This is a genomic window from Parapedobacter brassicae (assembly GCF_051400755.1).
Taxonomy (GTDB): domain Bacteria; phylum Bacteroidota; class Bacteroidia; order Sphingobacteriales; family Sphingobacteriaceae; genus Parapedobacter.
Map to the genome: position 1 here is coordinate 60197 of NZ_JBLFFL010000007.1, position 12330 is coordinate 72526.

At 50.7% G+C, this 12330-nt stretch carries 15 protein-coding genes; 5 read left to right on the forward strand and 10 right to left on the reverse strand.

The annotated features are described in order from the left end of the window. Positions 1 to 95: 95 nt before the first annotated feature. Together ACMGDE_RS16825 and xth are read left to right on the forward strand one after the other, a co-directional pair. Positions 96 to 1025 (forward strand): alpha/beta fold hydrolase, encoded by a 930-nt coding sequence (locus tag ACMGDE_RS16825; protein ID WP_436833986.1) that lies wholly within the window; start codon positions 96 to 98, stop codon positions 1023 to 1025. Between the two features lie 95 nt (positions 1026 to 1120). Then, on the forward strand, positions 1121 to 1894 hold the full coding sequence (gene xth, locus ACMGDE_RS16830) for an exodeoxyribonuclease III (RefSeq protein ID WP_436833987.1): 774 nt from the start codon (positions 1121 to 1123) through the stop codon (positions 1892 to 1894). A gap of 16 nt (positions 1895 to 1910) precedes the next feature. Here the strand turns inward: xth and ACMGDE_RS16835 are convergent, their stop codons facing one another. Then, complete coding sequence (locus tag ACMGDE_RS16835) at positions 1911 to 2519, reverse strand: Pr6Pr family membrane protein (protein ID WP_436833988.1); 609 nt, start codon at positions 2517 to 2519, stop codon at positions 1911 to 1913. Between the two features lie 97 nt (positions 2520 to 2616). Between ACMGDE_RS16835 and gloA2 the strand changes: the two genes are divergently transcribed. Beyond that, entirely contained in the window at positions 2617 to 3036 is a 420-nt protein-coding gene (gloA2, locus tag ACMGDE_RS16840; protein WP_436833989.1) for an SMU1112c/YaeR family gloxylase I-like metalloprotein, read from the forward strand. 18 nt (positions 3037 to 3054) lie between these two features. Here the strand turns inward: gloA2 and ACMGDE_RS16845 are convergent, their stop codons facing one another. Continuing rightward, positions 3055 to 4692 carry an alpha/beta hydrolase-fold protein gene (locus tag ACMGDE_RS16845; protein ID WP_436833990.1) on the reverse strand — a complete coding sequence of 546 codons (1638 nt, stop codon included), beginning with the start codon at positions 4690 to 4692 and terminating at the stop codon, positions 3055 to 3057. A gap of 145 nt (positions 4693 to 4837) precedes the next feature. Between ACMGDE_RS16845 and ACMGDE_RS16850 the strand changes: the two genes are divergently transcribed. Further along, positions 4838 to 5671, forward strand: coding sequence for a dienelactone hydrolase family protein (locus tag ACMGDE_RS16850; protein WP_436833991.1), 834 nt, complete (start codon positions 4838 to 4840; stop codon positions 5669 to 5671). A 50-nt stretch (positions 5672 to 5721) separates the two neighbouring features. On the opposite strand, the gene ACMGDE_RS16855 is transcribed toward ACMGDE_RS16850, so the two are convergent. The 7 genes from ACMGDE_RS16855 to ACMGDE_RS16885 all read right to left on the reverse strand — a co-directional run bounded on the left by ACMGDE_RS16855 (position 5722) and on the right by ACMGDE_RS16885 (position 11239). Then, positions 5722 to 7284 carry a M61 family metallopeptidase gene (locus ACMGDE_RS16855; protein WP_436833992.1) on the reverse strand — a complete coding sequence of 521 codons (1563 nt, stop codon included), beginning with the start codon at positions 7282 to 7284 and terminating at the stop codon, positions 5722 to 5724. 23 nt (positions 7285 to 7307) lie between these two features. Beyond that, positions 7308 to 7721 (reverse strand): DUF6157 family protein, encoded by a 414-nt coding sequence (locus tag ACMGDE_RS16860; RefSeq protein WP_436833993.1) that lies wholly within the window; start codon positions 7719 to 7721, stop codon positions 7308 to 7310. A gap of 100 nt (positions 7722 to 7821) precedes the next feature. Continuing rightward, positions 7822 to 8262 carry a DUF1579 family protein gene (locus ACMGDE_RS16865; protein WP_436833994.1) on the reverse strand — a complete coding sequence of 147 codons (441 nt, stop codon included), beginning with the start codon at positions 8260 to 8262 and terminating at the stop codon, positions 7822 to 7824. After that, positions 8259 to 8771, reverse strand: a complete 513-nt coding sequence (locus ACMGDE_RS16870) for a DinB family protein (protein WP_436833995.1) — start codon at positions 8769 to 8771, stop codon at positions 8259 to 8261. The genes ACMGDE_RS16865 and ACMGDE_RS16870 overlap by 4 nt, the downstream gene beginning before the upstream one ends. A 127-nt stretch (positions 8772 to 8898) precedes the next feature. After that, the gene (thiD, locus tag ACMGDE_RS16875; RefSeq protein ID WP_436833996.1) at positions 8899 to 9735 is read right to left on the reverse strand and encodes a bifunctional hydroxymethylpyrimidine kinase/phosphomethylpyrimidine kinase; all 837 of its coding nucleotides are present in this window, start codon (positions 9733 to 9735) and stop codon (positions 8899 to 8901) included. 85 nt (positions 9736 to 9820) lie between these two features. After that, a complete protein-coding gene (locus tag ACMGDE_RS16880; RefSeq protein WP_436833997.1) occupies positions 9821 to 10921 on the reverse strand; it encodes an NADH:flavin oxidoreductase in 1101 nt (366 codons plus the stop codon). A gap of 18 nt (positions 10922 to 10939) precedes the next feature. Continuing rightward, complete coding sequence (locus ACMGDE_RS16885) at positions 10940 to 11239, reverse strand: ArsR/SmtB family transcription factor (protein ID WP_436833998.1); 300 nt, start codon at positions 11237 to 11239, stop codon at positions 10940 to 10942. Positions 11240 to 11416: 177 nt separating this feature from the next. On the opposite strand from ACMGDE_RS16885, the gene ACMGDE_RS16890 reads away from it, so the two are divergent. Further along, entirely contained in the window at positions 11417 to 11941 is a 525-nt protein-coding gene (locus ACMGDE_RS16890) for a DNA-3-methyladenine glycosylase I (protein WP_436833999.1), read from the forward strand. 11 nt (positions 11942 to 11952) lie between these two features. Here ACMGDE_RS16890 and ACMGDE_RS16895 read toward each other — a convergent pair whose 3' ends face one another. Then, on the reverse strand, positions 11953 to 12327 hold the full coding sequence (locus tag ACMGDE_RS16895; protein ID WP_436834000.1) for a DMT family protein: 375 nt from the start codon (positions 12325 to 12327) through the stop codon (positions 11953 to 11955). Between the last annotated feature and the right edge of the window lie 3 nt (positions 12328 to 12330).

Sequence of the window (12330 nt, forward strand, 5' to 3'; positions counted from 1 at the left end):
GGGCTGTCGCTTTCGGCCACCATGATTGTCGCATACCTACTGCACATGGCACGGTATTATTGCCGAGCTTTGTATGGTAACAAAACCGCAATGATATGAATAAGCATATGATCATCAGTCTCTCGGTTGCTATTATCGTGGCATCCTGCCAACCGCGCCCAGAGGATGGACAAAGCGCCTCAGCTGCACTCCAAGACACCGTTTCGGGCCAGTCTGTACGCCCGACGGATAGCGGCTATGCCGCCGTAAACGGGCTGCAACTGTACTATGAGGTTTACGGCAACGGTAAACCCATCGTACTGCTGCATGGCTCCTACATGAACATCCCCTTAAATTGGTCGCATATCATACCGCTGCTGGCCAAAGACCGCAAAGTCATCGTAACGGAAATGCAGGGCCATGGCCGCACAAGGGATATCTCCCGCGAATTTAGTTACGAAAATATGGCAGACGATGTGTCCGGCCTGCTTAAGCACCTTAACATCGACAGTGCAGACATTTTAGGATATAGCATGGGCGGCGGCATAGCCTTTCAGATGGCCGTGCGCCATCCTGAGCAGGTACGCAGGCTCGTGGTATTGTCTGGCACCTATGCGCATGACGGGTGGTGGGCCGATGTGGAGGCCAGTTTTGCTACCATCACCCCAGAGATGTTCAAGGGAACCCCGATTCAAAAACAATACGATAGCCTTGGAAACGACCCCGCTCATTTTCCGGAATTTGTGAAGAAGGTGATCAGCATTGACTTGAAGCCTTATGATTGGTCCAAGGAAGTAAAAAATATACAAGCTCCGCTATTCATGGCCATTGGCGATGCCGACGGCGTGCGCTATGAGCATGCCCTGGAGCTGTTTCGTGCCAAAGGCGGTGGAAAAATGGGCGATATACATGGGCTGCCGAAGTCTCGTCTGGCCATCGTACCGGGTACAACGCATATCGGTATGATGCAGCGTACGGATTGGCTGATCCCCATGATCAATGATTTCCTGGATGCTGACCTCCATGCGGCGCCTCCCACATTTTAGAATAGCTAGCGTTTCGTTGTGTGGTCCATTTGCATACCATCCGGATAATTGAGTATTATTGTACTTGATTAACGTACCACACAAAAACGAATCGCATGAGAATAGCGACCTACAATGTCAATAGCATCAACGCCCGGCTACCGGTAGTGTTGAGGTGGCTGCAGGAGACCAAACCAGACGTCGTATGTCTACAGGAACTGAAGGCCATCCAGGATAATTTCCCAGTCCAGGCGCTGCTGGATGCCGGCTATCAAGCCATCTGGCATGGCCAAAAAAGCTGGAATGGCGTGGCAATCTTATCGCGTATCGGCCAACCGGAGGAAATCTGCCGTGCACTTCCCGGCGATCCGGAAGACACCCACAGCCGTTATATTGAAGCAAAGGTCAATGAAGTTATTATTGGCTGTTTATACCTTCCAAACGGTAATCCCGCACCCGGACCGAAATTCGATTATAAGCTTCGTTGGCTCGATCGGCTGATCGCGCACAGCCAGGAATTACTGGACCAACAGGTTCCCGTGATACTCACTGGCGACTTCAATGTGATCCCTACAGAAATCGATGTGTATAAACCGGAGCGTTGGGTAGACGATGCGCTCTTCCGACCGGAAACCCGCGATGCCTTCCGTAGACTGGTCGCCCAAGGGTGGACCGATGCCGTCAGGCGCTTATTTCCGGCAGAAACCATCTATACGTTTTGGGATTATTTTCGCAATGCGTACGGTCGTGATGCGGGGTTACGCATCGATCATTTTCTGCTTAGCCCTTCCCTCCTACCGCGGCTACAGGCTGCCGGAGTGGATCGCCACGTTCGGGGATGGGAGAAATCAAGTGACCACGCGCCGGTATGGATCGAATTGTCATCATAACACGCTTTCAAATCCGCTATCGTTGAATCTTCTTACCAAGGCTTATAAACAAGGCCGAAAGCAGGATGAATGCCATCGCAAAGCCCAGTGAGTTCATCAACACAGCGGTCAGTCCAAGCGCCTGGACATTGATAAACGGATAGGGGTAGAAATCCGAAAAACTTCCCCGTAATAAGACGTAGATCAGATACGCAAGCGGATACAACAGCCAAACAAATAGTTGCTGATAGCGAAGGGTAGATTTAGGCGCATATAAATACCAATACAACATGACCAGCACCGGGATGATGGAGTGCAACAGCTCATCGACTACCATCTGCAGACCGGTAGGATCCCAAATATGCCGGAGCAGGATCTGGTAACCTAGTCCGACGACAGTGATGTAAACCGTCAGGGCAGTCAATGCCCCACTACGGCTGCTAAGCGGCTTGGCCGGCGGTGGCCACAACACCTCGAAACTAAAGTATAGCGCCACCAGGATATTGGTGAGGATGGTGAAAAAACTAAAAAACCTGATATTGGTCTCGATGATATCGACAACCCTATTCTCCAGCGTCAGGTAGTATTGGGCAATCACGGCGAACCATCCGAGTGCGGCAAAAATAAAGGCCAGTTTCTTTCTCATCGTCGGTGGATTTGACAGACACAAAGATATGGCTATGTTTACGGAAACTTGCAAATTAGTCCAAGGTTATCGAAGTTTGGTAAGCTAATAAATCACCATGTACGAAAAACAACAAAACAGCGTTCAAGAACCGCCGCTCCGGGCTATCCATCACATTGCCATCATCTGTTCGGACTATCTGCGTTCGAAGCACTTTTATACCGAAATACTGCAGCTGCGTATCATGCAAGAAGTGTATCGTGAAGCGCGGCAATCTTACAAGTTGGATCTGGCACTGGGCAATCAGTATGTGATCGAGCTGTTTTCGTTTCCCGACCCTCCGGCCAGACCGTCCAAGCCCGAAGCATGTGGACTCCGGCATTTGGCCTTTGCCGTGCAGGATATCGATACTGCCGTAGCCCACCTGCTGCAAAGGGGAGTCCAAACGGAACCCATTCGTGTCGACGAACACACAGGCAAGCGCTTCACGTTTTTTTCGGATCCGGATGGTTTGCCGCTGGAGCTTTACGAATCATGAGAGGCGTCTGGCAGACTACTATTGGCAAATAAATCCGATTCCCGCCTCAAAGGATGGCACCGCGGTGCCCATATGCTCCATATCTTGGTACACCTTAGCGCGGACCGTGATGCCTGGCTTTTCAGACAGTGAATGGATCAGTTTCTGGAAGTTGGCGGCCATACCCTCCCCCATTTCCCGTTCTCCCATGGTCAGCAAGAGTTTGGATCGCTCCATATCCCGCCCGTGCTTGGCAACCGGTAGCGCCGTCAATTGCTGGATGATGTAGTTGTCTTGATAGCCGATGGACGGACTGGCGGCCACATAATGGTCAAATACCGGGGCGTGACCATCTTCCGCCGTCCGATCACGCCACAGTGCATACAGCACAAAGTATCCACCGAAGGAATGCCCCATGATTGCGCGCGATGTGGTGTCAGTGCGATAGGTTTGGTCTACATAAGGGATCAATTCGGACTGTAAAAAATCGTAAAACCGGTCTGCGCCGCCACTTGTTGCAAAGCCCTCATGCGGGGACGCCGCTGGGAAGGTATAATCACGCACCCGCAGGGAGTCCATCACGTATGCATTTTCATATCCGATCCCTATAACGATCGGCTCCACCGCATCCTTGGTCTGTCGGTGTACCGCTTGCCCCACATGATCAAAATAAGCATTGCCATCCAAGTGATAGAGCACGGGATAGCGCCTGCTGGTGTCTTCGCCGTAGTCCGGAGGCAATTGGATGAAGAGGCTGAACTCATCATTGACTACGGATGAAGGGAGTACCAGCGTTGGTGCGGATGCGATATCCTCAACTTCCTCCGGCATATCACGGTCCACCAATGCGGTCACATACAGGCAATAATGATGAGGAGGTGTATTCCAAGTGCCTAAGCTGCTTCTCCGATAAAAACTTTTGGACGTACCGCCCAATTTCACTTCATAGGCGATGGGTTCGGTTTGCTCACCGGTTTCGGGCATAAACTCCAGGCAAGCCACAAATGCTCCGGTCAGCCGGATATCGTATTCGGTCAAGTCAAACCGAAGCCAGCCCTTGTTGAGCGCATGCCGCTGCAAGATGCTTTCCTCCACCAGCCGTTCAGCTGGGCGGCCGTCCGCATAACGGTAAAAATTTATCCGGAATGTTGCGCTGTCCTCTCGCGTATCGAAGACGTAAAGATTCAGGGACGTGATTTTTGCGGGTGTTTCTCCCAGTTTGATGAGCTGGCCGATTTCGAAACTATCGTCTGGCTCAAACATGCCATCCGTAAAGTGCAGCAACAGGTTACGTGTTTTGATTCCGTACCTTCGTTCCACCGGCTTCCTGCCGGAGACCACCACTTCATTCAATAGGGTATTTTTAGCTGCCAGCTTGGCGATTACCGGCTCCCCTCCCCTCGCCTCGTTGACCGGAATATGATAAAGTTGATAGCCGACCAGCGAGAACGTCAATGTATCGTGCTCATGTCCTTCCGGGATGTGCAGGGTGAAAGCGCCCCCGTCCATCGATACCGTCCCAATATTCTTATCCTTAATTCCGATATTGACATACGCCAGGGGCGCACCGCTATCCGCGTCGAGTACCTGGCCCGACAGTCGGAGCTGTGACCATCCGATTGCTGGGATCTCCAAGATGACCAGCACCAAAAATAGGGGGACGATGATTCTTCTCATGAAGCAAAAATCATCTTTTTGGCAACGCATTGCTGCTTTTTAACAAAGTTTAACTTCTGCTCACCTGAACCTCGGACCACCCAGCGAAATAACATATTGCTCGGCAAGCTAGATTTCTGTATTTTCGTAAGAAATACACAAGCTCATGAAGACAATAGGCATACTAGCAGCTTCCGCAGCGTTCCTGGCAGTGGGATGCGGTGGCGCGACAGAAAACCAATCCACCGAGGCTGCACAAAAGTTGAATCTTACCGATTCTGTGGTTGCCAAAGCCGTCAACTACCAGGCCTTGGGAGACACCATGGTCGGTTACGTCGCTTTTTGCGAAGATACAGTAAAAAAGCCCGGCATACTGGTCGTTCATGAATGGTGGGGGCTCGACGATTATACCAAACGCCGTACACGTGAATTGGCTGATCTGGGTTATGTCGCTTTTGCAGTGGATATGTACGGGCAGGGCAAAACAGCCGATAACCCCGAAGGTGCCATGGCACTGGCTGGTCCCAATTATCAGGATCCGAAGGCGGCAAAACAGCGTTTCGATGCGGCCCTAGCCCAGTTGAAAGCGCTCCCCGAAGTGGATACTACGCGCATCGCAGCCATCGGCTATTGCTTCGGGGGCTCAATGGTGCTGAATGCCGTCAAATTAGGGGACAACCTCCAAGCGGCGGTGAGTTTCCACGGCGGACTGAAAGGGGTGCCGGCGGATAAGAACAGAGTGAAAACGCCTATCCTCATCTGCCACGGTGCCGAAGATGTCAATGTGCCCGATACCGAGGTCGCTGCGTTCAAGTCCGAAATGGACAGCATCAACGCCGACTATCTATTCAAGGAATACCCCGGTGCGACGCATGCATTTACCAATCCGGAGGCCACCGAAAAAGGGAAGAAATTCAATATCCCTATTGCGTACAACGCAGCGGCAGATACCGCTTCATGGAACGATATGAAAGCGTTTTTTGATAAGCACCTGGAATAAAAGCAACGACAAATAGCTACTGTAATCGAAGTAAGCGCGGGTACGGTTCCCTAATTACAGGGAACCGTACCGGTCAGCCATATGGCCCTGAGCCGCGTGGCTTCTGCGCTCGCGTGCTCATCGACTACCAGCTTTTTCGTGCCATCGGGTTGATAACGGACACCCACCAGGCGAAAGAAATCGTCATAGGGGATCGGCGTATTTCCTTGTGTATACTTCAAGAGAAAATCCTTTGCCTCCGGATAGCTCAACCGCGCAATCTCATCGAAAAGTTCGTCGTCTTCAAAGTAGCTGTCCTTTCCGTAGCGAATACCCAGGTCATGTGTCAGATCCTTTAGCCCATATCCCCCTTCTGACAGGTGCAGCAGGTAAATATCCAGGCATGCCCCGATCAACGCACCTTTCTGGTAGACATTCCCATATTGGTCGGCATACGTAGAGGCCGCATATTTACTCAGCTGGGTGAAGGCCAATGTGTCATTGTAGTTTTCGCGCGAGTCCACAATCTTCTCCCCAAGTTTGTCCAAAAACTGCTCGGGGGTATTGATACCGCTTTGCACCTGCACATGATGCGCCGTGTACTCGGTCGTACCCTCATAAAGCCATAAGTGCTTGGACAGAATGGGCGTATCATAGTTAAATTCCTTCACTTCCCTCGACGCGATGGTGAGCGGCGTAATGATATGGAAAAACTCGTGCGAAGACACATCAACCAGCATGTTTTTCAGCACATCCGCCGGCAGCTCAGGAATATAATAAAAAGAAGACGTGGTATGTTCTAATGCTCCGGCCATGCCCTGCTGGAAGGATTGCTGCAACTTCATGTCCTTGAAATAGTAAAGGAACGCATAGCGGTCGGCCGGTAGCTTGCCGCCCAGGTATACGCGTGCCCCTTGCAGCAACCCGTTCAACCAGCCGGCGATCTCTCCGGAATTGATCGTTTTATTAGGTGAATATACCGATACCAACACCTCGCAGTTGCCCACCTTTACCGTGGTCGTATCAGGCACGCCGTACATGATGGGCGTATCATAGAGGTCATCCAAACGCTCCATGTGAAACACGTCGCGGGTAGCGTTGCTTTCCACGGGTACCTTCGCCGATGACCCGTAGAAGTCCGCCGGCTTTTCAAACGTCAATTCAATGGGCAACTTGTGCTGACCCTCCAGGTATCCGAAAATCCCCGGCGTATGCACCACTACATTCTTCGCTTCGATGTTGGTCGCCGCCATCGGATAGATGTTGTGCTGCTTATCGGTATCGTAGATATCCTCCACCTCATAGGTAATGCGGTGCAGCTTTTTTGCGTTACCGATCTCCCACTGGTTTGTATTCAGCTGCTTCACCGGCAGGCGGCGCCCGCCACGGTCTTCCGCCACTACATTACTCGTAAACGCCCCGTAGTCGCTGATCGCGTACGTACCTGGAATGATCTTCGGCAACGCGAATACCACCTTTTTGCCCGTCACCTCGGGCGTGATCAACGTCACCCTGAATTTGTCATCCTGCAGGTTGGTCAAGTCAACCGTATATTGATAGCGCTGCGCCCATAGCATGGGTATAGAAGCGATCAATGAAAAAAGTAAAAGCAACGCCTTTTTCGTATTATTCATAATAGCGGCAAAGATAGCGTATTTCAGCGACTGGACTTCATTGCCTTCACCACTTTTATGTGATTGTCGTTGACAAACCGTTCATATTCCGGCGTCTCACGTCCATACAAGGCAATTCTTCCGTCCCCATCGCTGTGCACGCCCCAGCCGTACCGTTTGGTCAATGGGGAGGCCCGGAAACAAGGCTGGCCTTTGGAAAAGAACATCGCTCTGGCTTCTTCATGTTCATCTTCTGTCAAGTCATTCCGCTCCGCGTATAGCTGAAACAACACATCATCCGAAGTGTATCGGTAGGGATGGTTGATGACCATATCAAACGCGATATTGGCTACAGATTTCTTGTCTCCCTTTACGGGCGGGACCTCACCTGTTGCAGCCGGACAATCATCCGCCACTGCGATAAAGGTATTCTCGTAGTTTGTGGTATGTAGTTTCATCTTTTTGTGATTGGGTTACACACCACAAAAATACACATCGCCACTGACAACCCTATGGCAGGGTGTTCGGTTTTATCTGCTAGTGGTCCGTCGCTTTATCTCAGTTAGGTTTAGTCAGTTTGATGTCCATAAAATGTGTCCAGGTCCTGCCATCAGCTGTCTGTTCCCAAATTCCTGAAAATTCCATGTCATTTCTTTTAAATCCACCGGTAAACCTCAATGTATCTCCCAGAAATGTCCAATGTCCGTCGTCGTATGTAGCGTTCATTAAGCCAGAATTCCCCTTATTGTCATAGTGGCGCATTGTGTAGTTATCCTGCTCATGGTCATAACCCACTATTTCGACGGTTTTGTTCTCATCGTCCCCCACGAAAACATCCACTCGATGCAATAAAAAGAATCCCCCGGGTAACCATTCATAGGTATCTGTGCCGGAAATGGCGATCTCCGGAGCAGTGTCTGTTGCTAGGATTTTTCCAACGGTATTCCAGCGACCGACAAACTTGCTTAATCGTTCGTATGCTATACCTTTGCTTGTCATATTCCGTTTAATTGTTGAATGATATTAGCCAACTGATGGTTGTGCCGCAGCGTATGCACCAACACAAAATTCAGCCATTCCTTGCGCGTGAGTGTACCTAGGCCAGGCAGTTCAAAATCGAGACAAGTCAGCGTCATATCGGCATCGCTGGCCGCAAAATCAATGATGGATGAAGTCCGCTTGCTAAGACCATTGATCAGCCTGTCTTTTTCGATCGGCTCTTCGCTTGGCAAAATGAAATCCGGCGATTTCATTTTTACTTCAAAATTCAGGAATTGCTCGCTCAACGGGGCGATATAGACGCCCGGATCTCGTCGGGTGGATTCCACCCGGCCAGTCAGGCACTCCATGACACCATAGGATTGGCGGAGATGATCGCCCACTTGCCCTGCCGTCCAACTGCCGCTAAACGGGACAGCATTTAACTCCCGTTCACCCAAGGCAGATAACGTGGCCAGCAATTCGCCAAAGGCGCTTTCTAATGCGTTTGATAACCTGTGTTGTGTCATGATTTATCCGAAGTATACCTTTACAAACGTACGGACAACATCGCACATTTGCGGCGGCCGATTGCGACAATTAAGGGGGACAATCGGGACAATATCGCGCATAGATGCTTAGCCATGAACGTTCAGACTACCTATGCTTTGTCAGTTTTTGCGGATTGAAAAAGTGGTTCAGCGGACCCCTACCCTTGCCGACCAATACATCGCGGCCGCTCAGGATGGCCTGATGCACATATTCCTGTCCCTCTTGTACGGCGTCCAATAAGGGCTTCCCCAACGCGATGCGGCTGGCAATAGCGGCAGAAAGCGTGCACCCCGAACCATGGGTGTTGTTTGTCTCCAATCGCTCAAAACTGAATTCATGCACGGTGCCCTCTTCATCAAAATAAAGCGAGGTAAGCCGTGGTGCATCGAGATGCCCTCCTTTCAGCAGCACGGAGCGGCAACCCATTTTGCGTATCTTTTCTCCCGCTACATACATGTCGTCCACTGTCCGTACGGGCATACCAGCCAAGACAGCCGCCTCGTCCAAATTGGGTGTGAGCACGGTCACGATGGGAAACAGCCGATCGATCAGCGTGACTAGCGTCTTATCTTCCATAAGCCCATGTCCGCTGGTCGCTACCATCACCGGATCGAACACAATCGGCACCCTGGGATACTGCGTCAAGGCATTCACAATGGTATCCACCAGCTCACCGGTATGCACCATGCCGATTTTGATGGCGTCCGGAAAGATGTCGTCGAGAATAGCGTCAAGCTGTTTCCCGACAGCGTGGTCAGGAATGGAATAGATGGAGCGTACCCCTTGTGTGTTCTGCACCGGCAATGCGGTCAGTACGGAGGTGGCATAGCACCCCAGTGCCGAGATCGTCTTGATATCCGCCTGGATACCGGCACCGCCGCTGCCATCGAACCCGGCAATCGTCAGCACCGAGGGGTACCGGTATTGCTGTGTATTCGTCATGCAGTATTCGTGTAAATCCCACTACAAAGATAAGCATAACAAACCGAACGGTTTATTATCAGCACCGATTAAGGGCGCTTATTCATCACACCAGTTCTGCCAACGCTTCCCTGGTAAAACCTTTCAATTCTTCCGTGCGGTTCAGTTTTATCTTAAGCACCCAATTCGGGTCAGCCAATAACGCCCTGCCGACACCCACCAGATCAAAGTCGCCCCGGTCCAAGCGGCGCACCAATTCATCCAACGAGCTGGGAGCGGAATTTTCCCCGCGGAAAGCGGCCAGAAATTCGCCTGAAAGTCCAACGGACCCTACGGTGATGGTGGCTTTCCCGGTCAGCTTTTTGGCCCATCCGGCAAAGTTAAGGTCCGAACCCTCAAATTCAGCCTCCCAAAAACGCCGTTGTGAACAATGGAAAACATCTACTCCCGCGTCAGCCAGCGGTTGCAGCCAAGCCTCCATCTCCTGGGGTGTCTTCGCCAGTTTATTGGTGTAATCAGCAGGTTTCCATTGCGATAATCGCAAGATGATCGTAAAATCTTCCCCGACCTGCTTCCGTACCTCCTTCACCACGTCGATGGCAAAACGGCTTCTTTCGGCCAATGTTTTTCCACCATAGCCATCTATACGGTTGTTGGTACCTTCCCAGAAAAATTGATCAATCAAGTAGCCATGGGCACCATGAATTTCGACACAGTCGAATCCCAATCGCTTGGCATCCGCCGCCGCGCGGCCAAAAGCAAGGATAGTATCCTGGATATCGGCCACCGTCATCGCCCGACCATTGGCAAAGTCAGGCCTGTTCAATGCTGAAGGCCCTTCGAAGGGTGCTGCAGGCAACCATCCCGAATGGTGGTTTTCCATGATACCCATGTGCCAAATCTGGGGAGCCATGCGGCCGCCAGCTGCATGTACTTGGTTAATCACGTGCTGCCAGCCAGCCAATGAGTGTTCGCCATAAAAATGCGGGATATTGGGGTCATTCGACGACGAAACCCGGTCAATAACGGTTCCTTCAGACAAAATCAGTCCAACTTCCCCGGCGGCCCGTTTGGCGTAGTACTGTGCCACCTCCGGTGTCGGTACTCCATTCGGCGAAAACGAACGCGTCATCGGTGCCATGACGATCCGGTTTTTCAGGTTCAGCGATTTCAATTGAAAGGGTTTAAAAAGATTTGTAGTGTCCATTGATTTTTTTATTAATCGTTAAAGCGTTGATTGAACGAAATGGCTTAATGACTCGAATGCCCCCTCATTGCGCTTGTAATACGTCCACTGACCGATCCGGGTGGCTTGTACCAATCCCGCTCTCAACAGCACCGCCAGATACTCCGACACCGTCGACTGTGTCAGTCCGCACTTCTGTTGGATTTGCCCGACACAAACGCCAACTTCCGTAAAGGAGTGATCCTGCGGCGGAAAATGCCGCTCCGGCTCTTTAAGCCAGTGCAGAATTTGCAAACGCGTCTGATTGGAGAGGGCCTTGAAAATTTCCAGTTCGCTCATGACACAAATATATATCGGTTTTTCCCGATATACCAATTAATACATCAAGTATGACGATAGACTGATAAAGCGCCATTAACATCCATGGCAAATCGCAACAGTTTATGTAAGTTTGTTCCAATTAAACAATCGCTAAATTTAATTGCACATATGTCTTATTGCGACTATATACCAAGCATGCAGCCCGAAGCACGCCGGGAATTGCACAAAAATTATCACGACAACCACTATGGCTTCCCTATCCACGATGATAACGAACTGTTCGGCCGGCTCATCATGGAAATCAACCAGGCGGGATTAAGTTGGGAGACGATCCTGCGCAAGGAAGATGCGTTTCGGAAAGCTTATGATCACTTTGACATCGCCAAAGTGGCAGCATATACTGAGGTCGACCGCGAGCGGCTATTAGCCGATGCAGGAATCATTCGCAACCGGCTCAAAGTCAACGCGGCAATTGAAAATGCAAAAGTGATACTTCAATTGCAAGAAACATATGGCTCGTTTGAAAAATGGCTGGAGCACCACCATCCCATGGCGCTCCCCGAGTGGATGAAGCTATTCAAAAAAACCTTCAAATTCACAGGTGGTGAGATAGTCAATGAATTTCTGATGAGCACGGGCTACCTGCCCGGCGCGCATGCCATCGATTGCCCCGTACATGCGGAAATATTGAAAACAAAGCCCATGTGGGCTGAGAAATGAAGTGACCACCCCTATTTCTTAAAAATAAAATACACTGCAAGCACCAAAAAGCCAAACCCGATGAGGTGGTTGATGCGAAACACTTCATTTTTGAAGAAAACGATAGCAAATACGGAAAACACCGTGAGCGTAATAACCTCTTGGATGACCTTCAATTGCCACAGGTTAAAGGGTCCGCCGTTTTCAGTGAAACCGATCCGGTTAGCCGGCACCTGGAGGGAATACTCAAACAAGGCAATCCCCCAGCTGATGAGAATTATCCCGACCAACCCAATGTTATTAAACCAGTTCATCTCCTTGAACTTTAGGTGCCCGTACCAAGCGAGCGTCATAAATGCGTTGGACAGCACCAGCAGTCCAATGGTCAGGATGGCCTTTTTTACCATATA

What these genes read in the sequence shown, in the direction of transcription:
- ACMGDE_RS16825 (WP_436833986.1), top strand. Translation starts at nt 96, where the DNA reads ATGAATAAGCATATGATCATCAGTCTCTCGGTTGCTATTATCGTGGCA.
- xth (WP_436833987.1), top strand. Translation starts at nt 1,121, where the DNA reads ATGAGAATAGCGACCTACAATGTCAATAGCATCAACGCCCGGCTACCG.
- ACMGDE_RS16835 (WP_436833988.1), bottom strand. Translation starts at nt 2,519, where the DNA reads ATGAGAAAGAAACTGGCCTTTATTTTTGCCGCACTCGGATGGTTCGCC.
- gloA2 (WP_436833989.1), top strand. Translation starts at nt 2,617, where the DNA reads ATGTACGAAAAACAACAAAACAGCGTTCAAGAACCGCCGCTCCGGGCT.
- ACMGDE_RS16845 (WP_436833990.1), bottom strand. Translation starts at nt 4,692, where the DNA reads ATGAGAAGAATCATCGTCCCCCTATTTTTGGTGCTGGTCATCTTGGAG.
- ACMGDE_RS16850 (WP_436833991.1), top strand. Translation starts at nt 4,838, where the DNA reads ATGAAGACAATAGGCATACTAGCAGCTTCCGCAGCGTTCCTGGCAGTG.
- ACMGDE_RS16855 (WP_436833992.1), bottom strand. Translation starts at nt 7,284, where the DNA reads ATGAATAATACGAAAAAGGCGTTGCTTTTACTTTTTTCATTGATCGCT.
- ACMGDE_RS16860 (WP_436833993.1), bottom strand. Translation starts at nt 7,721, where the DNA reads ATGAAACTACATACCACAAACTACGAGAATACCTTTATCGCAGTGGCG.
- ACMGDE_RS16865 (WP_436833994.1), bottom strand. Translation starts at nt 8,262, where the DNA reads ATGACAAGCAAAGGTATAGCATACGAACGATTAAGCAAGTTTGTCGGT.
- ACMGDE_RS16870 (WP_436833995.1), bottom strand. Translation starts at nt 8,771, where the DNA reads ATGACACAACACAGGTTATCAAACGCATTAGAAAGCGCCTTTGGCGAA.
- thiD (WP_436833996.1), bottom strand. Translation starts at nt 9,735, where the DNA reads ATGACGAATACACAGCAATACCGGTACCCCTCGGTGCTGACGATTGCC.
- ACMGDE_RS16880 (WP_436833997.1), bottom strand. Translation starts at nt 10,921, where the DNA reads ATGGACACTACAAATCTTTTTAAACCCTTTCAATTGAAATCGCTGAAC.
- ACMGDE_RS16885 (WP_436833998.1), bottom strand. Translation starts at nt 11,239, where the DNA reads ATGAGCGAACTGGAAATTTTCAAGGCCCTCTCCAATCAGACGCGTTTG.
- ACMGDE_RS16890 (WP_436833999.1), top strand. Translation starts at nt 11,417, where the DNA reads ATGCAGCCCGAAGCACGCCGGGAATTGCACAAAAATTATCACGACAAC.
- ACMGDE_RS16895 (WP_436834000.1), bottom strand. Translation starts at nt 12,327, where the DNA reads ATGGTAAAAAAGGCCATCCTGACCATTGGACTGCTGGTGCTGTCCAAC.